Source organism: Leclercia sp. TB492, from assembly GCF_049974505.2.
GTDB classification, from domain to species: domain Bacteria; phylum Pseudomonadota; class Gammaproteobacteria; order Enterobacterales; family Enterobacteriaceae; genus Enterobacter; species Enterobacter adecarboxylatus_C.
Genome location: NZ_CM127572.1, coordinates 1,215,828 through 1,238,620, shown reverse-complemented (window position 1 = coordinate 1,238,620; position 22,793 = coordinate 1,215,828). Strand labels below are relative to the sequence as shown.

The following is a 22,793-nucleotide window of genomic DNA, read 5'->3' as shown; positions in this document are numbered from 1 at the left end:
TATTAACAACTGTCACGATCTTATTACCATTTTCATATTCGCTGCGTGTTCTCGCATAGAATAGTTGAATGGGATCCAGACGGCATTGGTCATTATCTTAATTGTTTACTTAATTTAATCAGAATACTCCCAGGAAAAAGAGAGCGCCTTAAAATAGTTAAGACGCCATTTAGAAAAATTAACGTTGATGCAATAACTTATACAGCGCAGGAATAATCAACATTGATAACAGCGGCGCGCTCACCATGCCGCCTATCATCGGCGCAGCAATGCGCTGCATCACCTCTGCCCCACTGCCTCCACCCCACATCACCGGCAGCAGACCGGCCATGATGGTAGCAACGGTCATCACCTTGGGGCGCACGCGCAAAACGGCGCCTTCGTGAATAGCCTGAATTAATAATGTATTTTCCTCATCATCATCGCGCGTCCGATATTTATTTAACGCCTGATTAAGATAGAGCACCATAATAACGCCAAACTCTGCCGACACGCCTGCCAGAGCAATAAAACCGACAGCGCCTGCCACCGACAGGTTATATTCCAGAAGCCATAATAACCAGACGCCACCGATAAGAGAAAAAGGTAATGTTCCCATGATGATAAGGACATCTGATATACGCTTAAAGGTCAGCCAGAGCAGGATAAATATAATCCCCAGGGTGACCGGCAGCACTATTTTTAGCTTCGCGGTGGCCCGCTCGAGATATTCAAACTGCCCGGACCAGGCGAGCGAGACCCCCTGCGGCAATATAACCTCCTGGTTTACCCGCTGCTGCATCTCTTCCACTGCCGATTTAAGATCGCGCCCGCGCAGATCCACGTAGATCCAGTTCGAGAGTCGGGCATTTTCACTTTTCAGCATCGGTGGCCCCTCGGTTATCAGGATCTCCGCCAGGTCGCCCAGCGCAATCTGGTTGCCGTTGGCCGTCACCACCGGCAATGCCCGCAGCTTATCGACAGAATCCCGGCTGTCGCGGGGATAGCGCAGATTGATGGGATAACGTTCACGGCCAAGGATCACCTCACCCACCTTATCGCCCCCCACCAGCGTGGCGACCATACCCTGCAATTCCTCCACCGAGACGCCATAGCGCGCTGCCTTCTGGCGATCGATACGGATATCAACGTAACGCCCGCCCGCCAGCCGCTCCGCCAGCGCCGAGGTCACGCCCGGCACCTGCTTCACCACCTGCTCAATCTGCTGCGCAACACGTTCAATATCTGCAAGATTATTGCCGTTGACCTTGATCCCTACCGGGCTTTTGATCCCGGTCGCCAGCATGTCGAGCCGGTTGCGGATCGGCGGCACCCAGACGTTGGCAATGCCCGGCAGCTGAACGGTGCGATCCAGCTCTTCAACCAGCTTCTCCGGCGTCATGCCCGGTCGCCACTGGTCGCGCGGCTTAAAGTGAATGGTCGTCTCCAGCATGGTTAGCGGTGCCGGATCGGTTGCCGTCTCCCCCCGCCCGGCCTTGCCGAATACCGTCGCCACTTCCGGCACGCTTTTAATCAGCCGGTCCGTCTGTTGCAGCAGCCGGGCCGCTTCCCGGGCCGAGATCCCCGGCAGGGTTGATGGCATATACAGCAGATCCCCTTCGTTGAGCGGCGGCATAAACTCGCTGCCCAGCCGGCTCAGCGGCCAGAGCGTGACCAGCAGCAGGAGCGCCGCCAGCGCCAGCGCCATCTTCGGAAAGCGCAGCACCCTGTCCAGCAGCGGCTCATACAGGCGTATCAGCGTCCGGTTGATGGGGTTTGCTTTCTCATCCGGGATGCGCCCGCGAATGAAATACCCCATCAGCACCGGCACCAGCGTGATCCCCAGCCCCGCCGCCACCGCCATCGCCCATGTCTTGGTGAACGCCAGCGGCGCGAACAGCCGCCCTTCCTGCGCCTCCAGCGAAAAGACTGGTATAAATGACAGGGTGATGATCAGCAGACTGCAAAACAGCGCCGGGCCCACGTCGATAGCCGCGCGCTCCGTCAGCCGCCAGTATTCGGCTGAGGTCGGCTCCTGACCCGGGTTGTCGTGACGCCACTGCTCAAGCACCTTGTGCATATTCTCGATCATCACAATTGCCGCATCGACCATCGCGCCAATGGCAATGGCGATCCCTCCGAGAGACATAATGTTGGCGTTGATCCCCTGATAGTGCATCACCACGAACGCGCCCAGAATGCCCAGCGGCAGCGAGACCACTGCCACCAGCGCCGAACGGAAATGGAACAGGAACAGGGCGCAGACCAGCACCACCACCACAAACTCTTCGAGCAGCTTGTGGGTGAGCGTTTCGACGGCATCCTCAATGAGCGTCGAGCGATCGTAAACCGGGACGATCTCCACCCCTGCGGGCAGCGTTTTTTGCAGCTCAGCCAGCTTCGCTTTGACCGCATGCAGCGTCTCCAGCGCGTTCTGGCCGTAGCGCATCACCACCACGCCACCCGCCACTTCTCCTTCGCCATTCAGCTCGGCCACGCCCCGGCGGATCTCGGGGCCATAACCGACGCTCGCCACATCTCCCAGCAGAACCGGCACTCCGTCACGGGAGGCTATCACCACGTGGCGAAAATCCTCCAGGCTTTGCAGATAGCCGGTGGTGCGCACCATGTACTCCGCCTCGCCCTTCTCAAGCAGGGCTCCCCCGCTCTCTTTGTTGGCCGCCTGCAACGCCGTGACGATTTGCGCGTGGGTGATGTTCAGGGCCCGCATTTTTTCCGGATCGGCAACCACCTGATACTGACGCACCATGCCGCCGATGCTGGCCACCTCCGACACATTCACCACGCTTTTGAGCTCAAACTTCAGGGTCCAGTCCTGAATGGCACGCAGATCGGCCAGGCTGTGTTTGCCGCTGCGGTCGATCAGGGCATATTCGTAGATCCAGCCCACCCCGGTCGCATCCGGGCCCAGGGCGACGTTCACCCCGGCCGGCAGCTGCGACTGGACCTGGCTTAAATACTCCAGCACCCGCGATCGCGCCCAATAGAGATCGGTTCCGTCCTCAAACAGCACGTAGACATACGCATCGCCAAACATCGAGAACCCGCGCACCGTTTTCGCGCCGGGTACGGAGAGCATCGAGGTCGTCAGGGGCCAGGTCACCTGATCTTCAATCACCTGCGGCGCTTTGCCCGGAAAACTGGCGCGGACAATCACCTGCACGTCCGACAGATCCGGCAGCGCATCCAGCGGCGCCCGCTGCACCGCCCAGATCCCCCACCCCGCCATGACCAGGGCCGCGAGGATCACCAGTAGCCGGTTACGCAGAGAGGCTTTAATTACCGCCGCAATCATTGCGTCACCTCCGGCAGCACGCTGCGCAGGCTGGCTTCGGAGTCGATCAGGAACTGTCCGGAGGTGACGACCTCGTCCCCCTCCTGCACGCCGGAGCGGATTTCGGTCCATCCCTGTGCGGTCAGCCCGGTCTCCACGTTCACCGGCTGAAAATAGCCGTTGCCGCTGGCAAGCAGCAGGCGTTTACTGTTCCCGGTATTGATAACCGCCTCTTCCGGCACGGCCAGCACCGGTTCCCCCGCCGCCGACTGCGCCCGGGAGACCGTCAGGAACATACCCGGCTTCAGCTGCTGCTGCGGATTGTCCACCAGTATTCGCGCCTTCAGGGTGCGGGTGGCGATATCCATCTGCGGCAGCAGCTCGCTGACCCGCCCGTGAAAACGCATCCCGGGGAAGCTCTCAGAGGTCGCCACCATCTCGCTGCCGACGCTCAGGGCCTGCGCCTGCGACTGGGGATAATCCACCACCAGCCAGACCGGATCGAGACGCGCCATTTCGAACAACGCGGTCATTGCCGCCACCTGCGCACCTTCGCGCACGTCCAGTTTTGCCACATAGCCGGCCTGCTGCGCCCTGAGGAGCAGCGAGGTCTGCGGTTTTCCGCTGCGCTCCAGCGCGCGGATCACCTCCTCGGGCATAAACTGCAGCTTCAGGCGCTCCCGGGCGGCAGCGCTTAACGCCGCATCGCCCAGCGCGCGCACGGCCAGATACTCCTGCTGCGCCTGCGTCCATTGGGGGATCCACAGCTGCGCCAGCGCCTCACCGGCTTTTACCTGCTGGAGCGGCGCCCTGACATACAGCTTCGTCACCACGCCTGCGGCAGGAGCAGAGAGCACCGTGACGCTGCGTTCATCAGCGGCGATGGTCGCAAAGGCGGAGAAGGGTTGGGCCAGCTGACGCCGCGCTACGCGAGCGGTCTTCATGCCCAGATTTTGCTGTTGGGCGGCGCTGATCCCCACGCCTGCTGGCGCATCCTCCTCATCGGCATAGCGCGGCACGAGCTCCATATCCATAAACGGCGAACGCCCCGGCTTATCAAAACGCTGGCCCGGCACCATGGGATCGTACCAGTAGAGCACCTTGCGTTCGGCAGGCGCCGACGCTACCTCGTGTGAAGCGTGACGCTGCCCGGCGTAATAGCCGCCAGCAGCCAGCAGCAATGCCAGAGGCACGGCGACCCGGAATGTGATTTTCATTGTGCCAACTCCTGGGGGATTAACCATTGGATCGCAGCCCAGGTGCGCGCCATCTCACGCTCGGCCTGATTGGCTGCCAGTTCGCTGTCCAGCACGCTGCGGCGAGCCTCGAGCAGGGCGGGCAGCGCTGACTGACCCGAACGATATTGCGCATTCAGCACCGCCAGGCGCTGATGCTGTAACGGCAGCACCTCTTCGCGCTGGCGCTGCCACAGCGTCTGCGCGGCCTGGTACTGGGCTACCAGCGACTGTACCTGGGCGATGTGCTCACGCTTTATCAGCGTCAGTTCATCCACCGCCTGCAGGGAGCGGGAGACTTCCGCGGCGTAGTCCTTGTCCTGGCGTCGCGACTGGAACAGGGGCAGATCGACCGTGAACATCACCCCGGCCATATCGTCATAGCCTTCGGCACGATGGGCGTAGAACACCTCGACATCCACATCCGGGATCGCCGCTACCGCCGACTGCGCCGAGCGGGCTTTGGCAGTTTCGGCCTCTCGCTGTGCGGCCTCCACTTCCGGGTGATGGGCGATGGCCTCTTCGAGCTGGATAACGTCGGCAGGCAGACGCTGATAGCGCGGCAGCGGCCCCTGCACGTCCTCGACCTGCTGGCCGATGAGCTGCAGCAGCCGGCTTTGCGCCAGCTGAACGTCACGTCCTGCCAGGGTGGCTTTGTCGCGCATGGCGCTGAGGGTCATGCGCAGGGCCAGCACGCTGTCGGGGCTGGCGCTCCCGGCCCCGACGCTGGCCTTCTGCACGTTCATCTGCCGCGCCGTCTCATCGACCAGCCGATCTGCCATGTTCAGCCCCTGCTGCGCCAGGGCCAGCTCCAGCCAGGCCTGGGCGGTATCCCGCTGGAGGGCGGCGCGCACCGCGTCCGCTTTCGCCAGCACGCCCCGGGCCTGAGCCTGCAGGGTTTGCGCCTTTCGCTCCCGCTTTTCATGGCTGACGTAGCTCTGCATGATACCGACCCGCTGCATGGTCATCCCTTCCCGGGTGAAGCGGCGATCGTTGCTGCCCTGCACCGGCACGTTTTCAATGCCGAACTTCAGTTTCGGATCGGGTAGCTGGGTAGCGGAATCCGCCATCGCATCCAGCGCCCGGGCCTCATTACGGCTGGCGGACAGGGCCGCAGAGTAGCGTTGGGCTTCGGCCAGGGTTTGATCGAGCGTCCAGGGTGCGGCCTGCCCGGCCGCACTGATGAGCCCGAGCATCACCCCACCGAGCCAGGTGCTCAGTGTTGCTGTTTTCATGGGATCCTCGCTTAGCGCAGCGGCGTGAGCGAGATTATCTGAAAGCCGTCACCGGCCCGCACCAGCGTAAATGTCACCGGCTCGCCCGGTTTCACGGCGCTGAGGTCAACATCGGCTGAAAAGGCAAACGGCATGGTCATCGCGGGCCACTTCAGGGCCGGGATTGCGTCATGCTGGATAACCAACGTCTTCGCGTCGATCGCCCGGACAACGCCCAGTCCCTGCCACTGCGGGGTCACTGGGGAGGGACTCTCCGTCGCCTGAACGGAAAATGAAGAAAGGGTAATGCACGCGCCAAGCAGCGCGGAAAAGAGTAAAGCACGCATGGTAAAGCTCCTGTTAAACGTAATTGAAAGTAAATCAACGAATTAACAGGTCTGTTTATTCCCGAAACCGGCAAAAACGGATCGTTGCCGGCGGCCCCACGGCGGGCGGAGTGACGACGCGGGACGACGACGCCACAGCGACGCAGTCCGGTTCATTGAGGGTCACGGTCATGGCCGCAGGCAGCGCCACCAGCTGTGAATGCCCCGTGTCTTTTTGCACCTGCTCCGGCACGCAGTGCTTATCACACAGCCCCGACGGCGCAGGCGCGGCGTGATGCTGCGGCATCTCCATCATGTCCAGATGCTGAATAGAGGCCGTCTCGCCCTGCACATTGATGGTGCAGTCGTGTGAGGCCACCGCCACCTGACTCTGGATCAACAGCCAGCCGAAAGCGAACATCAGCATCAGCAGATGTTTTTTCAGATAGCGCAGTCGAAAGATCCAGCTGGCAGGCATAACAGCGTCTTGAGGTTGTAAAAAGAGACCCGAGTATACGCAGGGATATTGCTGAGATAAAAGCCGTTTTAAATTTATTTACTTTTTGTAAGGTTATTACAGTCCTGGACCCAGGACAGGACCAACACGCCCCCATTAGCGCTACAACAGCAGCAAAATCGGCCTGGATACCTCTTTAGTAGTCGTTTTATTGATTTTGGTCAGCGAGGCCGGTCCATTATTTCGGCACATTTTGTCACCTTAATTTCATTGCTAATTTCTCCTTTCGCTCTGGGGCGTCGGGAACTGAGGGATCCATGCTAACGTTTATCGAGCTCCTGATCGGGGTGGTCGTCATTGTCGGCGTCGCGCGCTACATCATCAAAGGCTACTCCGCCACCGGAGTGCTGTTTGTCGGCGGCCTTATCCTGCTGATCGTCAGCGCCCTGATGGGCCATAAGGTGCTGCCGTCCAGCGCCACCAGCACCGGTTACACCGCTACCGACATCGTCGAATACATCAAAATCCTGCTGATGAGTCGCGGTGGCGACCTCGGGATGATGATCATGATGCTGTGTGGGTTTGCCGCCTACATGACCCACATCGGCGCCAACGATATGGTGGTTAAGCTGGCCTCGAAGCCGCTGAGCTATATTAACTCCCCATACCTGCTGATGATCGCCGCCTATTTCGTTGCCTGTCTGATGTCGCTGGCCGTCTCCTCGGCAACCGGCCTGGGCGTGTTGCTGATGGCTACGCTGTTCCCGGTGATGGTCAACGTGGGGATCAGCCGCGGCGCGGCGGCGGCTATCTGTGCCTCCCCGGCAGCGATTATTCTCTCTCCGACCTCCGGCGACGTGGTGCTGGCCGCCAAAGCCGCCGAGATGCCGCTGATCGACTTCGCCTTTAAAACCACCCTGCCGATCTCTATCGCCGCCATTATCGGCATGGCAATCGCGCACTTCTTCTGGCAGCGCTACCTCGACAAAAAAGAGAACATCTCTCACGAAAGACTCGACGTCAGCGAAATCACCACCACGGCTCCGTCGTTCTACGCCATCCTGCCGTTTACGCCGATCGTCGGCGTGCTGATTTTCGACGGTAAATGGGGGCCGGAGCTGCATATCATCACCATTCTGGTGATCTGCATGCTGCTGGCGGCAGTACTGGAATTTGTGCGCGGCTTCAATACCCAGAAGGTGTTTAGCGGTCTGGAAGTGGCGTATCGCGGCATGGCGGATGCCTTCGCCGGCGTGGTAATGCTGCTGGTCGCGGCCGGGGTCTTTGCCCAGGGGCTGAGCACCATTGGCTTTATCCAGAGCCTGATCTCCATCGCCACCTCGTTTGGCTCGGCGAGCATTATCCTGATGATGGTACTGGTGGTGCTGACCATGCTGGCGGCGATGACTACCGGCTCCGGTAATGCCCCTTTCTATGCCTTCGTGGAGATGATCCCGAAACTGGCGCACTCCTCCGGGATTAACCCGGCCTACCTCACCATCCCGATGCTGCAGGCTTCTAACCTGGGCCGCACCATCTCTCCGGTCTCCGGCGTGGTGGTGGCTGTTGCCGGGATGGCGAAAATCTCGCCTTTCGAAGTGGTAAAACGGACCTCCGTTCCGGTCCTTGTCGGCCTGGTCATTGTGATTATCGCTACGGAAGTGCTGGTGCCTGGCACCGCCATCGGTTAATACCCCTCACAGCATAAAGCGCCTGCGGGCGCTTTTTGTGCTTTAATCATTCCCAGCAACGCCCTGCTTCCAACCACCAGGAATTGACATGTTCAGAAAGGATTTCGTTTTCGCTATCAGCGCAACCGCTGCAGTACTATGCGCTCTTCCGGCGCGGGCAGCCCCGCTTCAGGCGACACAATACGCGGACTTTGATCGCTACGTGCTGGCGCTCTCCTGGCAATCCGGCTTTTGCCAGAGCCTGCATGACCGCAATCGCGCCGCGCCCGACGAGTGTCGCCTGCAAAAAGAGCGTGACGATAAAACAACGATCCTCACCGTTCATGGCCTGTGGCCGGGCTTACCTAAATCTATCGCCGCACGCGGGGTCGACGATCGCCGCTGGATGCGCTATGGCTGCGCCACTCGCCCGATCCCCAATATGCCGGAGGCTAAAGCTAGCCGTAAATGTGACGCCGCCGAAACCGGATTATCGCTGACGGGGGCCGCAAAGCTGAATGAGGTAATGCCTGGCGCAGGCGGTAACTCCTGTCTGGAGCGTTACGAATATGCCAAACACGGCGTCTGCTTCGGCTTCGATCCTGATGCGTACTTCGGCACCATGGTGCGCATGAATCAGGAGGTGAAAGCCAGCGGGCTTGGGCAGTTCCTGGCAGATAACTACGGTAAAACCGTCACCCGCAGCGCGTTCGACGCCGCGGTGGCTAAAAGCTGGGGCCCGCAGACGGTCAAAGCCGTCAAGCTCAGCTGCAGCGGTAACCCGGCCTGGCTCACCGAAGTGCAGCTCACGCTGACCGCCGCCAACATCAACGCCCCGCTGACGACCGCCTCATTTATTGCCCAGCCGCACCCGGGTAACTGCGGCAAGCAGTTTGTGATCGACAAAATCGGTTACTGACCGCTCGCTTTTCTGGCGTCCGGGCGTACCAGGTCAAAACGCTGATCCTCAGCGATGGCGAAGTACGCCGTCGGGCCACCGGCGCGCAGCACCGGCTGCGCTTTTGCCGTCTGATAGATGCCGTCATGCAGCAGGCTTTCATCAATGTGGATCCCAACCACTTCCCCCAGTACCAGCCAGGTGTCGATCTCTGCCCCGTTTGCCGCCGTCAGCTGGATGCACTGCGACAGGCGGCATTCAAAGTTGACCGGGCTTTCGGCAACCCGCGGCACCTTCACTACCCGACTTTCCGCTTTGGTCAGCCCGGCACGTAAAAACTCATCCTCGCCGTGCGGCAGGCTGGCGGAGGTTTCATTCATGGCGCTGGCCAGTTCGCGAGTGGTGAGATTCCAAACAAACTCCCCGGTCTCGACGATATTGCGCACGCTGTCCTTCCAGCCGCTGCTGGCAAAGCCGATGATCGGCGGATGGTAGTTAAAGCAGTTGAAGAAGCTATACGGCGCCAGATTGGGGCGTCCTTCAGCATCACAGGAGGCAATCCAGCCAATCGGGCGTGGACCAACAATGGCATTCAACGGGTCGTGCGGCAGGCCGTGTCCCTGGGAAGGTTGATAAAAGTACATAGTGCTCTCTGGGAAATTCGGGAATAAAGACCGGCAGGCACGGATTACGCTTCGCTCATCCCCCTGCCCCAAGGGGATCAGCGTAACGCAATCCGTAGAAAAGTAAGACTGAATTTAGTGCTACAGTCTTCGTTGTTCTGCTGTTATGGGTGTGTCACGCTACATAACCTGCGCCTTAGAAGGATAATCCAAATTGGCGAAGGATCACCTTTTTTGGCTAAATTTCATACTAACGACCCAGTTGACGCTTGCGGACTACATCCACACCATGAATGTGACAAGCATCACTTCAAACCGGGGCACAGACTCAGTATTATCAGACAGAGTTAAACCCTCGCTACCGGATGGCGAGGGTTTTCTTTTGGCATCTCTTCTGCGGTTGTCGCAGCATGAACGACATGGAGTAAATAATGTCCAGACCCACAATCATCATTAACGAACTCGATGCTGAGCGTATCGACCGCCTGCTGGAGCAACCGGCTTTTGCCTCGCTGCCCGTCGCCAGCGCTTTGAACGACGAACTGGATCGCGCGCAGATGTGCGCTCCGCAGGACATGCCCGCTGACGTGGTGACCATGAACAGTCAGGTGAAGTTTCGCGATCTGGCTACCGGGGAAGTCCGCACCCGCACGCTGGTCTATCCGGCGCAGATGACCGACAGCAGCACGCAGCTGTCGGTCCTGGCCCCGGTGGGCGCAGCACTCATCGGCCTGCGTACCGGCGATACCATCCACTGGGAACTGCCAGGCGGTACCGCCACGCATCTGGAGGTGCTGGAACTTATCTGGCAGCCTGAAGCCGCGGGCGAATACCTGCGCTGATCCCATCTGAACAAGCGTTAACCCGCTTTGCCCAGAGGATGCCAGGGCATCCTCTTTCCGCCCCTCGCTATCAGATAACGCCGCCCGGCATAGGGTTGACCAGCCCGGTAACCCGCTCTTTTGCCACTTCCGCACTTTGTGCCCCGGGCACCAGAATGATCTTCCGGCAATCTTCCTGACGTTTATCAAAGATCTCGTAGCCGCGGGCCGCCTCTTCAAACGGCATATAGTGGGTGACGATCTCTTCCGGCGTGATCAGTCCCTGCTCGATCAGCGGCAACAGTTCCCCCAGCCAGGCGTGAACGTTGGTCTGCCCCATTTTAAAGGTGAGCCCTTTGTCGAAAGCGTCGCCAAACAGGAAACCGTGAATAAAGCCGGCATAGACGCCCGGCACGCTGACGATCCCCCCGCGCCGTACCGCGGCGATACACTGCCGCAGTGCTTTACCGCTGCTGCCTTCAAGCTTGAGGTTGGTCAGCACGGTTTCAGTTGTGCTCCCTTTGGCCTCAAAGCCGACCGCATCAATGACCGCATCCACCCCGCGCTGGCCCCGGGTCTGCTCGATGATTTTTTCTGCGGCATCGTCGTCGCGGTCAAAGTTAATGGGGATCGCGCCGTAGCGATCCTGAGCAAAACGCAGCCGGTAGTCGTGATGATCGACAATAAAAATCTGCTCGGCGCCGAGGTAACGCGCGCAGGCGACGGTCAGGAGCCCCACCGGCCCGGCCCCGAACACCGCAACGCTGCTGCCCTGAGTAATCTGGGCATTTTTGGCGGCCTGCCAGGCGGTGGGCAGGATGTCCGAGAGGAACAGGGCCTTATCATCCGACAGCAGCGGCGGCACCTTAAAGGGGCCGACGTTGCCTTTTGGCACGCGAACGTATTCCGCCTGGCCGCCGGGTACACCGCCATAGAGATGGCTGTAGCCGAAGAGCGCAGCCGGAGGCGGGATCTGTTTTTTGTTCAGCGCTGCGCCCTGGCCGCTGTTGCTATTTTCACAGGCGGCGTACTGCTGCATACGGCAGAAAAAGCAATCGCCGCAGGCAATGACAAAGGGGATCACCACCCGATCGCCCTTGGTGAGATTTTTCACGTCTCGCCCGGTCTCCACCACTTCACCCATAAACTCATGACCGAAGATATCGCCATGTTCTACCTTAGGTATTTTCCCGTGGTAGAGATGCAAATCAGAACCGCAGATCGCGGTGGCGGTGATGCGCAGAATAATATCGTCAGCTTGCTCAATGGCCGGATCGGGTACCGTTTCAACCTTAACGTTATGTGGTCCGTGATACGTCAATGCTTTCATTCGACCTCCGGATTCAGAGAAAAAATGCGGGTTTACCTTAAAAGGGTAGCCATCAGCGGGGATATACCGGGAAATTGCACGGCTTTGGGATTAATCCTGGCATCAAAGCGGCACGGCAAAACGCCAACAAGCGGGGCGATATTAAAAAGTGTCAGCGAGCTATCAGAATCTGATTATATTTTGTGTTTGAATGGATTACGCGTAAATACACAGGGAGAAACGGTTATGTACCAGACGATTATTATGCCGGTGGATGTTTTTGAGATGGAGTTGAGCGACAAGGCGATTCGCCACGCTGAATTCCTGGCGCAGCAGGATGGCATTATTCACTTACTGCACGTTTTACCAGGCTCGTCCACTTTTGGGCTGCATCGCTTCGCCGCAGATATGCGCCGCTTCGAGGAGCATATCGAACAGGAGGCGCACACCCGCCTGAAGACGATGGTCAGCCATTTCAGCATCGACCCGTCGCGGATCAAAACCCATGTCTGCTTTGGTAATGTGCGCGACGTGGTGAATGAGGTGGCCAGCGAACTGAAAGCCGATATCGTGGTGATCGGGTCGCGCAACCCGTCGATCTCCACCCACCTGCTGGGCTCGAACGCCTCCAGTGTGGTAGGCCACGCCAACATACCGGTGCTGGTGGTAAGGTAAAAAAAAGAGGCTACCGTCAGGTAGCCTCTTTACTTTGCAGGTGTAGTCTTACGTTCTTATGCTGTTTTGGTCCGAATCAGATGATCAAAGGCGCTCAGGGAGGCCTTCGCCCCTTCGCCGGTGGCGATGATGATCTGTTTGTACGGCACGGTGGTGCAGTCGCCCGCCGCAAATACGCCCTTCACGCTGGTTTCACATTTGGCGTCGATGATGATCTCGCCCATGCGGTTGCGCTCAATCGCGCCTTCCAGCCAGGTAGTGTTTGGCAGCAGACCAATCTGCACGAAGATCCCGGCAAGCGCTACGCTGTGCACATCCCCGCTCACGCGGTCACGGTATTCAAGACCGGTCACTTTGCTGCCGTCGCCCTTCACTTCGGTAGTCTGGGCGTTCAGGATGATATCGACGTTTTTCAGGCTACGGACTTTATCCTGTAGCACCTGATCGGCCTTCATCTCTGGTGCGAACTCCAGCAGCGTGACGTGCTCAACGATACCGGCGAGGTCAATGGCAGCTTCCACACCGGAGTTGCCGCCGCCGATCACCGCGACGCGCTTGCCTTTAAACAGCGGGCCGTCACAGTGTGGGCAGTAGGTCACCCCTTTAGTACGATACTGATCTTCGCCAGGCACGTTCATGTTGCGCCATTTGGCCCCGGTCGCAATGATGATGCTGCGAGCTTTCAGCACTGCGCCAGAGGCTGTTTCAATCTCATGGAAGCCACCTTCCTGCGCCGCAGGCACCAGTTTGCTGGCGCTCTGGCTGTCGATCACATCCACTTCATATTCGCTGACGTGCGCTTTGAGGGCACCCGCCAGTTTCTGACCTTCGGTTTTCGGCACGGAGATATAGTTTTCAATATCTACGGTATCCAGCACCTGGCCACCAAAGCGTTCGCCCATCAGACCGGTACGAATGCCTTTACGGGCGGAGTAAACCGCAGCCGCCGCACCCGCCGGGCCGGAGCCCACAATCAGCACGTCGTACGCGTCGCGCTTGTTCAGCGCTTCCGCCGCGCGTTTTTCAGCGCCGGTATCCACTTTGGCAACGATTTCTGCCAGCGTCATACGACCCTGACCAAACTCTTTCCCGTTCACAAAGACCGCCGGAACGCCCATCACGTTGCGATCGGTGATTTCGTTCTGGAACACGCCGCCGTCAATCGCGGTATGTTTGATGCGCGGGTTCAGCACCGCCATCAGGTTCAGGGCCTGCACCACGTCCGGGCAGTTGTGGCAGGACAGCGAGTAGTAGGTTTCAAATTCAAAATCACCGTCGAGATCGCGGATCTGCGCAAGCATTTCCTGGGCCTCTTTCGACGGATGACCACCGGTCCACAGCAGCGCCAGCACCAGTGAGGTAAATTCATGTCCCAGCGGGGAGCCGGCAAAGCGCGGACCCTGGGTGGAGCCTGGGTTGGTGATCAGGAAGGACGGCTTACGCACTGGCAGGCTGTTATCTTCTTTAAAGGTTACTTTCGCAGACAGTTCGGCGATTTCCGCCAGCAGTTCCTTGATTTCTGCCGATTTAGCGCTGTCGTCCAGCGTGGCAATCAGCTCAACAGGTTTGGTCAGCTTCTCAAGGTAGGCTTTGAGCTGGGTTTTCATATTTGTGTCGAGCATTATTCATCTCCTGCTTAAAAAACATCATCATGCAAGCGGCCTTATCCGGGCTGCCTGAATGCAACTTGCATCATGGTGTTGGAATGAAATGGGCGCAGATGCGCCCATTGATTGCCGGGTGGCACTTCGTTTACCCGGCCTACGGTGTTGTAGGCCCGTGCAAGCGCAGCGCCGCCGGGCATTGTGGACTTAAATTTTACCAACCAGGTCCAGAGATGGAGCCAGAGTCGCGTCGCCTTCTTTCCATTTCGCCGGGCACACTTCGCCTGGGTGAGAAGCAACATACTGTGCCGCTTTGATTTTGCGCAGCAGGTCGGATGCGTCACGGCCAATACCTTCAGCGGTAACTTCGATGGCCTGGATGATGCCCTGCGGGTCAACGATAAAGGTGCCGCGGTCGGCCAGACCTTCGTCTTCACGCATGTTTTCAAAGTTACGGGTCAGGGCGCCAGTCGGGTCACCGATCATCGCGTATTTGATTTTAGCGATGGTTTCAGAGCTGCTGTGCCACGCTTTGTGGGTGAAGTGGGTGTCGGTAGAGACAGAGTAAACGTCTACGCCCAGCTTCTGCAGTTCTTCGTAGTGATCTGCAACGTCACCCAGTTCGGTCGGGCAGACGAAAGTAAAGTCAGCCGGGTAGAAGAAGAACACGCTCCAGCGGCCTTCGGTATCTTTCTCGGTGATCTCTACGAAGTCGCCGTTTTTGAACGCCTGGTTTTTGAAAGGTTTGATTTTGGTGTTAATTAAAGACATCTGTACTTCCTCCGTGTTTTCGTTGAGAGCTAAGGTAACCAACTTTGCCCGAACGGGCTAATGCGTTTGCTTTATCAAATCAATCAGCAATACCTAACAACCCGGTTGGATGCTGCAAAGTAAAAAGGCCGCCTTGACGGCGGCCCTGATACCTGAGCTACCCGAGGGTAACATCAGTGCCAGCCGAAGCTGGCGATGCGTTGCGCTCTACATTACCTTTAGCAAGGTCGTAACAGCGAAGTGGATTACACCACCCACCCAACGAAAGGGCAATTGGCTGACAGGGTAATAATACCTATGATTGTGATAGGTTTTACCGAACCCGCTCTTTGCCATTGATTTTATAAGGATTCATTATGTTAAGACCCGCCCTGCTCCTCGCCTTGCTTCCCCTCCTCGCCCATGCCGAAGAGTTGCCCGCCCCGGTTAAAGCCGTTGAAAAACAAGGTATCACCATTATCAAATCCTTCGAGGCACCCAGCGGGATGAAGGGCTGGCTGGGCAAGTATCAGGATATGGGGGTCACCATCTACCTGACGCCGGACGGAAAACATGCCATCTCCGGGTATATGTATGATGAGCAAGGTAAAAACCTGAGCGAGCAGGTGCTCCAGAAAGAGCTATATGCCCCTGCCGGACGTGAACTGTGGCAACGTATGGAGAAGGCCCAGTGGCTGCTTGAGGGCAGCAAAGACGCTCCGCGGGTGATCTATGTCTTCGCCGATCCGTACTGCCCTTACTGCCTGCAATTCTGGCAGCAGGCGCGTCCGTGGGTCGAATCAGGCAAGGTGCAGTTACGCACATTGCTGGTGGGGGTCATCAAGCCAGAAAGCACCGGCGCCGCAGCGGCCATCCTTGCAGCGAAGGATCCGGCTAAAAGCTGGCATGATTATGAACAATCCGGCGGCAAAATGGCGCTCACTGTCGCGCAAACCCCAGACCCGGCTCTGGTTAAGACGTTGAAAGATCATCAATTGATTATGGACGATCTTGGCGCAGCGGCCACTCCCGCGCTGTATTACATGAATAACCAGAACGAATTACAGCAGGTTGTCGGATTACCGGATAAAGAACAACTTAATATGATGATGGGCGAACCGTAATACCTGACTGGCGGCGGAATAGCAACAATTTCGCCCGCCTTTTTGAGGATAAAATTATTATATTAAGTACTGAGCGTTTATTTCATTAATCTACAGCCATGATATATTAAGCTGAAATTTAAAATCAGTTAAGTTAGCCGATCAAATGGATGGTGAATGGCTAACTTACTTCTATAGTTATCCTGTATGTGATAACGGTATTCAGACAGCTAATCAGGAAGAATTATGGCTAATCTCTACGATCTGAAAAAGTTTGACCTCAATCTGCTGGTCATTTTTGAGTGCATTTACCAGCATCTCAGTATCAGCAAGGCAGCAGAGACGTTATTTATTACCCCTTCTGCGGTAAGCCAGTCGCTGCAACGGTTACGTAACCAACTGAACGACCCTCTTTTTATTCGTTCTGGTAAGGGCATATCCCCGACCACGGTCGGCATTAATTTACATAAGCATCTGGAACAGAACCTGAACCAGATCGAGCAAACGATCAACATCATGCATGGCTCGGCGCTGAAAAAGAACCTGGTGATCTACTGCCCGCAGGTTCTGACGCCCATCAACATGATCGCGCCGATGAAGCACCTGATTCGGGAACTCAACTATGAAATCGAGTTCCATGACATCATGATTACGAGTGATTCTGCGGAAGATTTACTGACCTATCGACGTGCGGATATTGTTTTTTCATTGGCGCCGGTAAGCAATCGCTCCATTATTTGCAATCATTATCTGGATTTGCCGATCGTCATGGTGTGCCGTAAAGATCATCCACGGATAGGCGATTCAGCTACCCTGGAGATCATGAATGAAGAAAAATTCACTCTGTATATGAGTCGTGAGCCCGGAATAAAGTCATTCCAGACGCAATTAGATGAATTATTGCCGCAACGAAAAATCGGCTTTCGCTGCGACTCATTCTTTTCAATTATAAATATGATCGGCGCATCTAATCTGCTGGGATTCGTTCCCGAGTTGATTTACAGGAATTACGCTGAGGCCTTTAAACTGAAAAAAGTGGATACCCCTTTAAATTTACCTGTGGCAAAAATGTATATGTCATATAACCGCGCCGCCTTAAACAGCACAGCATTCGCCACCTTTATCACACACGCCAGCGAAGCTAACTTCGAGTATGAATAATCGGGGTATATAACGATATGAATGCCGGCGTGTTTCTCCCCGGCATTATTAACCTTAATGCTTCAGCCTGAGGCTATATCCCGTTCAGACGTTCCGCCGCCGCCAGCAGCGTGCTCTCCTGTTTCGCAAAGCAGAGTCGAATAAGCTTATGCGGGAACGGATCGGCACAGAATACCGACAGCGGAATGGCCGCTACCCCCACCTCTTTGGTCAACCACTGGCAAAAACTGACATCATCCAGATCGGAAATGGCGCTGTAGTCCGCCAGCAGGAAATAGGTGCCTTCGCAGGGCAAAATCTCCAGCCGACTGGCGCTCAGCGCGTCGATAAACAGATCCCGGCGCGCGCGATAGAAGTCCGGCAGCTCACGGTAATGTTCCGGCTGATTGCGCAGCATATCGGCAATCGCCAGCTGAGCCGGGGTGTTGACTGCGAAGGTCAGATACTGGTGCACCTTGCGCAGCTCGGCGCTGATGGCCGCTGGCGCCACGCAGTACCCCACTTTCCAGCCGGTCATGTGGAAAGTTTTGCCAAACGAGGAGACGGCTATCGCCCGCTGGCGCAGCTGTGGATGGGCCAGCACGCTGGCGTGGCCCGCTGCGGCGAAGCAGATGTGCTCGTATACCTCATCGCTCAGGACATAGATTTCACGGTCGGCAATGGCCTGCCAGAGGGCGGCGAAATCCGCCTGCTGCCATACCGTTGCCGACGGGTTATGCGGGGTATTGAGGATCACCAGCCGGGTTTTATCGCTCAGCAGCGCCGCAAAGGCCGGCCAGTCCGGACGGAAATGCGGCGGCTGTAGCGCCACGCGCTTTACCACGCCCCCCGACAACTCAATCGCCGGGGCATAGCTGTCGTAGCTCGGGTCAAAGCAGATCACCTCATCGCCGGTCCGTACCAGGGCGGTGATCGCCGCGTACAGCGCTTCGGTCGCCCCTGCGGTCACGGTGATCTCACTGTTTGCATCCGGTTGATAGCCATACAGTTCGGCGGTTTTATCGGCAATCGCCTCGCGCAGCGGCTGGGCCCCGGTCATAGGCGCGTACTGGTTAGCGCCGTTCGCCACATGGTGAGCCAGCCGCTGTTGTAGATAGTCCGGACCATCGAAATCAGGAAAACCCTGCGACAGGTTAATCGCCTTGTGCTGCTGCGCCAGGGCACTCATCTGCGTAAAGATGGTGGTGCCGAGACCTGGAAGTTTACTCTGTGGAATCAATGGTTTATTGCTCATTTGGATGGGCCTGTATGTAATACATATGTTGCTGCCACTATAACACGATGTTAGTATTTGGCAATCAAGACGCTTAGACGTCTAAACCATAATGATATTCCTGCCGAAGAGGTAAGAAGGATGACAGACAACCTGCAACTCACATCCCTGGTCGAGGCCTGTCACTGGATCGGCGCAAAGGGCTGGGCCTCCGCCACCGGCGGCAACATGTCCGTGCGTCAGGACGCCAGCTGGTGCTGGCTCAGCGAATCCGGCAAAGACAAAGGCAGCCTGACCCCCGATGACTTCCTGCAGGTTGAGATTGCCACCAACCGCGCCCCCTCCGGGCGGAAACCTTCGGCGGAAACCGGCCTGCATACCCTGGTCTATCGCCTCTTCCCGGAGGCCAACGCGGTGCTGCATGTCCACACCGTCAACGCCACGGTGCTGTCGCGACTGGTCAAAGCGCCGGAGCTACATATCAGCGGCTTTGAGATGCAGAAATCCCTCAGCGGCCAGACCAGCCATCTTGATACCGTGCCGATCGCCGTGTTCGACAACGACCAGGACATCGACGCCCTGGCCTCCCGAATCGCCCATTACGCGCAGGAACGTCCGCTTAATTATGGTTTTCTTCTGCGCGGTCATGGCTTAACCTGCTGGGGACGCAACGTGGCAGAGGCCCGGCGTCACCTTGAAGGCCTCGAATTTTTGTTCGAGTGCGAGATGCGTTTACGACAACTGGAGAGAGTATGATTCGCGCGATTGTGACGGATATTGAAGGCACCACCAGCGATATTCGTTTTGTCCATAATGTCCTGTTCCCCTACGCGCGCGAGCGGCTGGCGGCCTTTGTCACCGCCCAGCAGTATGCTGAACCGGTCAACACCATTCTGGACAATCTGCGTGAAGAGATTGCCGAGCCGCAGGCCAGCACCCGCGACCTGATCGACACCCTGTTCGCCTTTATGGACGAAGACCGCAAATCAACCGCCCTGAAAGCGCTGCAGGGGATCATCTGGCAGGATGGCTACGTCAACGGCGACTTTACCGGTCATCTCTACCCGGATGTTCTGCCTTCGCTGGAAAAATGGAAGTCGCAGGGTATTGATTTATATGTTTATTCATCAGGCTCCGTGGCGGCGCAAAAACTGTTATTTGGCTACAGCGACGAAGGTGATATTACTCATCTGTTCAGCGGCTATTTTGATACCCATATTGGCGCCAAGCGCGATGTGCAGTCTTATCAGAATATTGCGGCACAGATTGGCGCAGCCCCCTCGCAGATCCTGTTCCTGTCGGATATTCATCAGGAGCTGGACGCCGCGGAACAGGCGGGTTTTCGCACCCTGCAGCTGATTCGCGGCGACGAAGACGGCGCCAGCCATCATCATCAGGTGCACCAGTTCGACGACATCAATCCGGAGCAGATCCCTTCATGAGCGCATTGACCATTTTTTCCGATAAAGAAGCCCGCGAGCCGCAGTGGCACAGCACCGACCCTGAGGCGATTCAGCAGCAGCTGAACGCCCGTGGCGTCCGCTTTGAGCGCTGGGAAGCCGACCGCGACTTAGGCCGCGACCCGGCTCCCGATGCAGTAATTAATGCCTATCAGCACGCCATCGACAGGCTGGTAGCGGAAAAGGGATACCAGAGCTGGGACGTGATCAGCCTGCGCGCGGATAATCCACAAAAAGAGGCCCTGCGCGCGAAGTTTCTTAACGAACACACGCACGGCGAAGACGAAGTACGTTTCTTTGTCGAAGGTGCCGGGCTGTTCTGCCTGCACATTGATGACCAGGTCTATCAGGTGTTGTGTGAGAAAAACGATCTGATCTCCGTTCCCGCCGGCACGCCGCACTGGTTTGATATGGGCTCCGAGCCGAACTTTACCGCCATCCGTATTTTCGATAACCCGGAGGGCTGGGTAGCGCAGTTCACCGGTGATGCGATTGCGGATGCGTATCCACGATTGCCTTAGGCATCGCGCCCTGCCCGGCGGCGCTGCGCTTGCACGGGCCTACAAACCCGATGTTGTAGGCCGGGTAAGGCGAAGCCGCCACCCGGCATCATTCAGGCCGCACTATCGTCCAAAAAACCCCTTCGCCACATCGTCAGGTGTCACCACCCCGCTATCCAGTACCCAGCCGCTAATCAGTGCCGCAGGCGTGACGTCGAACGCCGGGTTATAGACCTGCGCGTCCGTCGGTGCCCACTGCACCGCCCCGAAGCTCCCCGCCACGCCGGTCACTTCCCGGGGATCGCGCTGCTCAATCGGGATAGCCTCACCGTTCGGGCACGCTGGATCGAGGGTGGTTTGCGGGGCCGCCACATAAAACGGAATGCCGTGGAATTTCGCCAGCACCGCCAGAGAGTAGGTGCCGATTTTATTCGCCACATCGCCATTGGCGGCAATCCTGTCTGCCCCCACCCACACCGCGTCCACCTGGCCTTTGGCCATCAGGCTGGCGGCCATCGAATCAGTGATAAGCTGATACGGCACGCCCAGCTCGCCCAACTCCCAGGCCGTCAGCCTGCCACCCTGTAACAGCGGACGGGTCTCATCCACCCAGACGTTGCTGACGTTGCCCTGCTGATGCGCAAGCGCAATCACTCCCAACGCGGTGCCGACACCCGCCGTCGCCAGCCCGCCGGTATTGCAGTGGGTCAGCAGGCGGCTACCCGGCTTCACCAGCTGGCTTCCCGCCTGCGCGATGGCATCGCAGAGCCGCTTGTCTTCGTCGATCAGACGCAGCGCCTCGGCCACCAGCGCCGGGACATAATCTTCCTGCCACAGCGCCTGCTTCATACGGTCGAGATTGTTCATCAGGTTCACCGCCGTCGGGCGCGAGGCGCGCAGCGTCTCCAGCGCTACCGCCAGCTGATCCCGGCTATAGCCGTTTTCCGCCAGCAACGCCAAAAGCAGGCTGGCAGAGAGACCAATCAGCGGCGCGCCCCGCACGCGCAGGGCGTGAATATGCCCCACCAGGGCGTCAACCGTGGACGCATCCAGCCAGCGTTTCTCCTGCGGAAGCCCCTGTTGGTCGAGAATAAATAGCTGATTTTCCGTCACCCGCAGGCTGGTCGTCTGTAATCTCTGCATGTCGTTAATTCTCTGTTGCGTTGTTGTAGCACATTGTGTCAGGATAAAATTCAGATGTATAGACGTCTAAATGTCTTTATTACCGGAACAGATGAGGAACTGGCAATGTCGCAATACCGTACCTTTACCGCTCAGGACGCCGTGGCCTACGCCCAACAGTTTGGCGGCCTCGAAAACCCATCGTCACTAGTGGAGGCGCAGGAGGTGGGCGACGGCAACCTCAATCTGGTATTCAAAATTTTCGACAGCGAAGGCGTAAGCCGCATTATCGTTAAGCAGGCCCTGCCCTACGTGCGCTGCGTGGGAGAGTCCTGGCCGCTGACGCTGGACCGCGCCCGTCTCGAAGCGCAAACCCTGGTAGAGCACTATCAGCACAGCCCGCAGCACACGGTGAAAATCCACCACTTTGACCCTGAGCTGGCGGTGATGGTGATGGAGGATCTCTCCAGCCATAAGATCTGGCGCGGCGAGCTGATCAATAACGTTTACTACCCGCAGGCGGCACGCCAGCTGGGGGAATATCTGGCCTACGCCCTGTTCCACACCAGCGATTTTTACCTGCATCCGCACGCCAAAAAAGCGCAGGTGGCGCAGTTCATCAACCCGGAAATGTGCGAGATCACCGAAGACCTGTTCTTCAACGACCCGTACCAGATCAACGAACGGAATAACTACCCGGCGGCGCTGGAAAACGACGTCGCCGCTCTGCGCAATGACGATCAGCTGAAGATTGCCGTCGCCGCCCTGAAACACCGCTTCTTCTCCCAGGCCGAAGCGCTGCTGCACGGCGACATCCACAGCGGCTCAATTTTTGTCGCCGACGGCAGCCTGAAGGCGATTGACGCGGAGTTCGGTTATTTCGGCCCGATTGGGTTTGATATCGGCACGGCGATCGGCAACCTGCTGCTTAACTTCTGCGGCCTGCCGGGCCACCTCGGCATCCGCGATGCGGCGGCCGGTCGCGAGCAGCGCCTGATCGATATCCAGCAGCTGTGGACCACCTTCGCGGAACGTTTCCAGGCCCTGGCCGCGGAAAAATCCCGCGATGCGGCGCTCGTCGTGCCGGGCTATGCCAGCGCGTTTCTGAAGAAGGTCTGGCAGGACGCGATTGGCTTCTGCGGCACCGAACTGATCCGCCGCAGCGTGGGCCTGTCGCACGTGGCGGATATCGATACCATCCGCGATGAAGAGATGCGCCACGAATGCCTGCGCCACGCCATTACCCTCGGTAAGGCGTTGATTGTGATTGCCGACCGTATCGACAGCGTCGATGAACTGGTGGCAAGGGTGCGTCAGTACAGTTAAGTTGCGTGCGACCTGTTTGCCGGGTGGCGGCTTCGCCTTACCCGGCCTACAA

At 57.8% G+C, this 22,793-nt stretch carries 21 protein-coding genes; 10 read left to right on the top strand and 11 right to left on the bottom strand.

Annotated elements, in window-relative coordinates:
- Positions 1-178: 178 nt before the first annotated feature.
- From ACP4QI_RS05700 to ACP4QI_RS05680, 5 genes are read right to left on the bottom strand one after another with little or no spacing between them, the layout of a single operon-like run.
- Positions 179-3,295, bottom strand: coding sequence for an efflux RND transporter permease subunit (locus tag ACP4QI_RS05700; RefSeq protein WP_426495077.1), 3,117 nt, complete (start codon positions 3,293-3,295; stop codon positions 179-181).
- Positions 3,292-4,491 (bottom strand): efflux RND transporter periplasmic adaptor subunit, encoded by a 1,200-nt coding sequence (locus tag ACP4QI_RS05695; RefSeq protein WP_426495078.1) that lies wholly within the window; start codon positions 4,489-4,491, stop codon positions 3,292-3,294. Before ACP4QI_RS05695 ends, ACP4QI_RS05700 begins: the two co-directional genes overlap by 4 nt.
- A complete protein-coding gene (locus ACP4QI_RS05690; RefSeq protein ID WP_426495079.1) occupies positions 4,488-5,744 on the bottom strand; it encodes a TolC family protein in 1,257 nt (418 codons plus the stop codon). The genes ACP4QI_RS05695 and ACP4QI_RS05690 overlap by 4 nt, the downstream gene beginning before the upstream one ends.
- 11 nt (positions 5,745-5,755) lie before the next feature.
- Positions 5,756-6,070 (bottom strand): copper-binding protein, encoded by a 315-nt coding sequence (locus tag ACP4QI_RS05685; protein WP_426495080.1) that lies wholly within the window; start codon positions 6,068-6,070, stop codon positions 5,756-5,758.
- Positions 6,071-6,125: 55 nt separating this feature from the next.
- Positions 6,126-6,527: a hypothetical protein gene (locus tag ACP4QI_RS05680; RefSeq protein ID WP_285128337.1), complete on the bottom strand. Its 402-nt coding sequence runs from the start codon at positions 6,525-6,527 to the stop codon at positions 6,126-6,128.
- 296 nt (positions 6,528-6,823) lie between these two features.
- Between ACP4QI_RS05680 and dcuC the strand changes: the two genes are divergently transcribed.
- Together dcuC and rna are read left to right on the top strand one after the other, a co-directional pair.
- Positions 6,824-8,197: an anaerobic C4-dicarboxylate transporter DcuC gene (gene dcuC, locus ACP4QI_RS05675; protein WP_426495081.1), complete on the top strand. Its 1,374-nt coding sequence runs from the start codon at positions 6,824-6,826 to the stop codon at positions 8,195-8,197.
- 88 nt (positions 8,198-8,285) lie between these two features.
- On the top strand, positions 8,286-9,095 hold the full coding sequence (rna, locus tag ACP4QI_RS05670; protein WP_426495082.1) for a ribonuclease I: 810 nt from the start codon (positions 8,286-8,288) through the stop codon (positions 9,093-9,095).
- Here rna and ACP4QI_RS05665 read toward each other — a convergent pair.
- Positions 9,089-9,718, bottom strand: coding sequence for a flavin reductase family protein (locus ACP4QI_RS05665; protein ID WP_426495083.1), 630 nt, complete (start codon positions 9,716-9,718; stop codon positions 9,089-9,091). The genes rna and ACP4QI_RS05665 overlap by 7 nt on opposite strands.
- Positions 9,719-10,128: 410 nt before the next feature.
- On the opposite strand from ACP4QI_RS05665, the gene rnk reads away from it, so the two are divergent.
- Positions 10,129-10,539 (top strand): nucleoside diphosphate kinase regulator, encoded by a 411-nt coding sequence (gene rnk, locus ACP4QI_RS05660; RefSeq protein WP_142488653.1) that lies wholly within the window; start codon positions 10,129-10,131, stop codon positions 10,537-10,539.
- A 70-nt stretch (positions 10,540-10,609) separates the two neighbouring features.
- On the opposite strand, the gene ACP4QI_RS05655 is transcribed toward rnk, so the two are convergent.
- The gene (locus ACP4QI_RS05655; protein ID WP_156263186.1) at positions 10,610-11,848 is read right to left on the bottom strand and encodes a zinc-dependent alcohol dehydrogenase; all 1,239 of its coding nucleotides are present in this window, start codon (positions 11,846-11,848) and stop codon (positions 10,610-10,612) included.
- 225 nt (positions 11,849-12,073) lie between these two features.
- On the opposite strand from ACP4QI_RS05655, the gene uspG reads away from it, so the two are divergent.
- Positions 12,074-12,502, top strand: coding sequence for a universal stress protein UspG (gene uspG / locus ACP4QI_RS05650; protein ID WP_285128341.1), 429 nt, complete (start codon positions 12,074-12,076; stop codon positions 12,500-12,502).
- A 56-nt stretch (positions 12,503-12,558) separates the two neighbouring features.
- On the opposite strand, the gene ahpF is transcribed toward uspG, so the two are convergent.
- Positions 12,559-14,124 carry an alkyl hydroperoxide reductase subunit F gene (gene ahpF, locus ACP4QI_RS05645; protein ID WP_426495084.1) on the bottom strand — a complete coding sequence of 522 codons (1,566 nt, stop codon included), beginning with the start codon at positions 14,122-14,124 and terminating at the stop codon, positions 12,559-12,561.
- Between the two features lie 189 nt (positions 14,125-14,313).
- Positions 14,314-14,877 (bottom strand): alkyl hydroperoxide reductase subunit C, encoded by a 564-nt coding sequence (gene ahpC, locus ACP4QI_RS05640; RefSeq protein ID WP_032617008.1) that lies wholly within the window; start codon positions 14,875-14,877, stop codon positions 14,314-14,316.
- Between the two features lie 356 nt (positions 14,878-15,233).
- Between ahpC and dsbG the strand changes: the two genes are divergently transcribed.
- Together dsbG and citR are read left to right on the top strand one after the other, a co-directional pair.
- Complete coding sequence (dsbG, locus tag ACP4QI_RS05635; RefSeq protein WP_426495085.1) at positions 15,234-15,980, top strand: thiol:disulfide interchange protein DsbG; 747 nt, start codon at positions 15,234-15,236, stop codon at positions 15,978-15,980.
- A gap of 225 nt (positions 15,981-16,205) precedes the next feature.
- The gene (gene citR, locus ACP4QI_RS05630) at positions 16,206-17,120 is read left to right on the top strand and encodes a DNA-binding transcriptional repressor CitR (RefSeq protein ID WP_285128344.1); all 915 of its coding nucleotides are present in this window, start codon (positions 16,206-16,208) and stop codon (positions 17,118-17,120) included.
- A gap of 73 nt (positions 17,121-17,193) precedes the next feature.
- Here the strand turns inward: citR and ACP4QI_RS05625 are convergent, their stop codons facing one another.
- Positions 17,194-18,354 (bottom strand): pyridoxal phosphate-dependent aminotransferase, encoded by a 1,161-nt coding sequence (locus ACP4QI_RS05625; RefSeq protein ID WP_426495086.1) that lies wholly within the window; start codon positions 18,352-18,354, stop codon positions 17,194-17,196.
- Between the two features lie 120 nt (positions 18,355-18,474).
- Between ACP4QI_RS05625 and ACP4QI_RS05620 the strand changes: the two genes are divergently transcribed.
- Genes ACP4QI_RS05620 through ACP4QI_RS05610 form a run of 3 tightly spaced genes read left to right on the top strand, consistent with a single transcriptional unit; the run spans position 18,475 to position 20,314 of the window.
- Positions 18,475-19,089, top strand: coding sequence for a methylthioribulose 1-phosphate dehydratase (locus ACP4QI_RS05620; protein WP_426495087.1), 615 nt, complete (start codon positions 18,475-18,477; stop codon positions 19,087-19,089).
- Entirely contained in the window at positions 19,086-19,775 is a 690-nt protein-coding gene (gene mtnC, locus ACP4QI_RS05615; protein ID WP_285128347.1) for an acireductone synthase, read from the top strand. The genes ACP4QI_RS05620 and mtnC overlap by 4 nt, the downstream gene beginning before the upstream one ends.
- On the top strand, positions 19,772-20,314 hold the full coding sequence (locus ACP4QI_RS05610) for a 1,2-dihydroxy-3-keto-5-methylthiopentene dioxygenase (RefSeq protein WP_426495088.1): 543 nt from the start codon (positions 19,772-19,774) through the stop codon (positions 20,312-20,314). The genes mtnC and ACP4QI_RS05610 overlap by 4 nt, the downstream gene beginning before the upstream one ends.
- Before the next feature lie 102 nt (positions 20,315-20,416).
- Here the strand turns inward: ACP4QI_RS05610 and mtnA are convergent, their stop codons facing one another.
- Positions 20,417-21,436, bottom strand: coding sequence for an S-methyl-5-thioribose-1-phosphate isomerase (gene mtnA, locus ACP4QI_RS05605; protein WP_426495089.1), 1,020 nt, complete (start codon positions 21,434-21,436; stop codon positions 20,417-20,419).
- Positions 21,437-21,541: 105 nt separating this feature from the next.
- Between mtnA and mtnK the strand changes: the two genes are divergently transcribed.
- Entirely contained in the window at positions 21,542-22,741 is a 1,200-nt protein-coding gene (gene mtnK, locus ACP4QI_RS05600; protein ID WP_426495090.1) for an S-methyl-5-thioribose kinase, read from the top strand.
- Positions 22,742-22,793: the final 52 nt, after the last annotated feature.

Coding starts and splice junctions, on each gene's coding strand:
- ACP4QI_RS05700 (WP_426495077.1), bottom strand. CDS start 3,295: ATGATTGCGGCGGTAATTAAAGCCTCTCTGCGTAACCGGCTACTGGTG.
- ACP4QI_RS05695 (WP_426495078.1), bottom strand. CDS start 4,491: ATGAAAATCACATTCCGGGTCGCCGTGCCTCTGGCATTGCTGCTGGCT.
- ACP4QI_RS05690 (WP_426495079.1), bottom strand. CDS start 5,744: ATGAAAACAGCAACACTGAGCACCTGGCTCGGTGGGGTGATGCTCGGG.
- ACP4QI_RS05685 (WP_426495080.1), bottom strand. CDS start 6,070: ATGCGTGCTTTACTCTTTTCCGCGCTGCTTGGCGCGTGCATTACCCTT.
- ACP4QI_RS05680 (WP_285128337.1), bottom strand. CDS start 6,527: ATGCCTGCCAGCTGGATCTTTCGACTGCGCTATCTGAAAAAACATCTG.
- dcuC (WP_426495081.1), top strand. CDS start 6,824: ATGCTAACGTTTATCGAGCTCCTGATCGGGGTGGTCGTCATTGTCGGC.
- rna (WP_426495082.1), top strand. CDS start 8,286: ATGTTCAGAAAGGATTTCGTTTTCGCTATCAGCGCAACCGCTGCAGTA.
- ACP4QI_RS05665 (WP_426495083.1), bottom strand. CDS start 9,718: ATGTACTTTTATCAACCTTCCCAGGGACACGGCCTGCCGCACGACCCG.
- rnk (WP_142488653.1), top strand. CDS start 10,129: ATGTCCAGACCCACAATCATCATTAACGAACTCGATGCTGAGCGTATC.
- ACP4QI_RS05655 (WP_156263186.1), bottom strand. CDS start 11,848: ATGAAAGCATTGACGTATCACGGACCACATAACGTTAAGGTTGAAACG.
- uspG (WP_285128341.1), top strand. CDS start 12,074: ATGTACCAGACGATTATTATGCCGGTGGATGTTTTTGAGATGGAGTTG.
- ahpF (WP_426495084.1), bottom strand. CDS start 14,124: ATGCTCGACACAAATATGAAAACCCAGCTCAAAGCCTACCTTGAGAAG.
- ahpC (WP_032617008.1), bottom strand. CDS start 14,877: ATGTCTTTAATTAACACCAAAATCAAACCTTTCAAAAACCAGGCGTTC.
- dsbG (WP_426495085.1), top strand. CDS start 15,234: ATGTTAAGACCCGCCCTGCTCCTCGCCTTGCTTCCCCTCCTCGCCCAT.
- citR (WP_285128344.1), top strand. CDS start 16,206: ATGGCTAATCTCTACGATCTGAAAAAGTTTGACCTCAATCTGCTGGTC.
- ACP4QI_RS05625 (WP_426495086.1), bottom strand. CDS start 18,354: ATGAGCAATAAACCATTGATTCCACAGAGTAAACTTCCAGGTCTCGGC.
- ACP4QI_RS05620 (WP_426495087.1), top strand. CDS start 18,475: ATGACAGACAACCTGCAACTCACATCCCTGGTCGAGGCCTGTCACTGG.
- mtnC (WP_285128347.1), top strand. CDS start 19,086: ATGATTCGCGCGATTGTGACGGATATTGAAGGCACCACCAGCGATATT.
- ACP4QI_RS05610 (WP_426495088.1), top strand. CDS start 19,772: ATGAGCGCATTGACCATTTTTTCCGATAAAGAAGCCCGCGAGCCGCAG.
- mtnA (WP_426495089.1), bottom strand. CDS start 21,436: ATGCAGAGATTACAGACGACCAGCCTGCGGGTGACGGAAAATCAGCTA.
- mtnK (WP_426495090.1), top strand. CDS start 21,542: ATGTCGCAATACCGTACCTTTACCGCTCAGGACGCCGTGGCCTACGCC.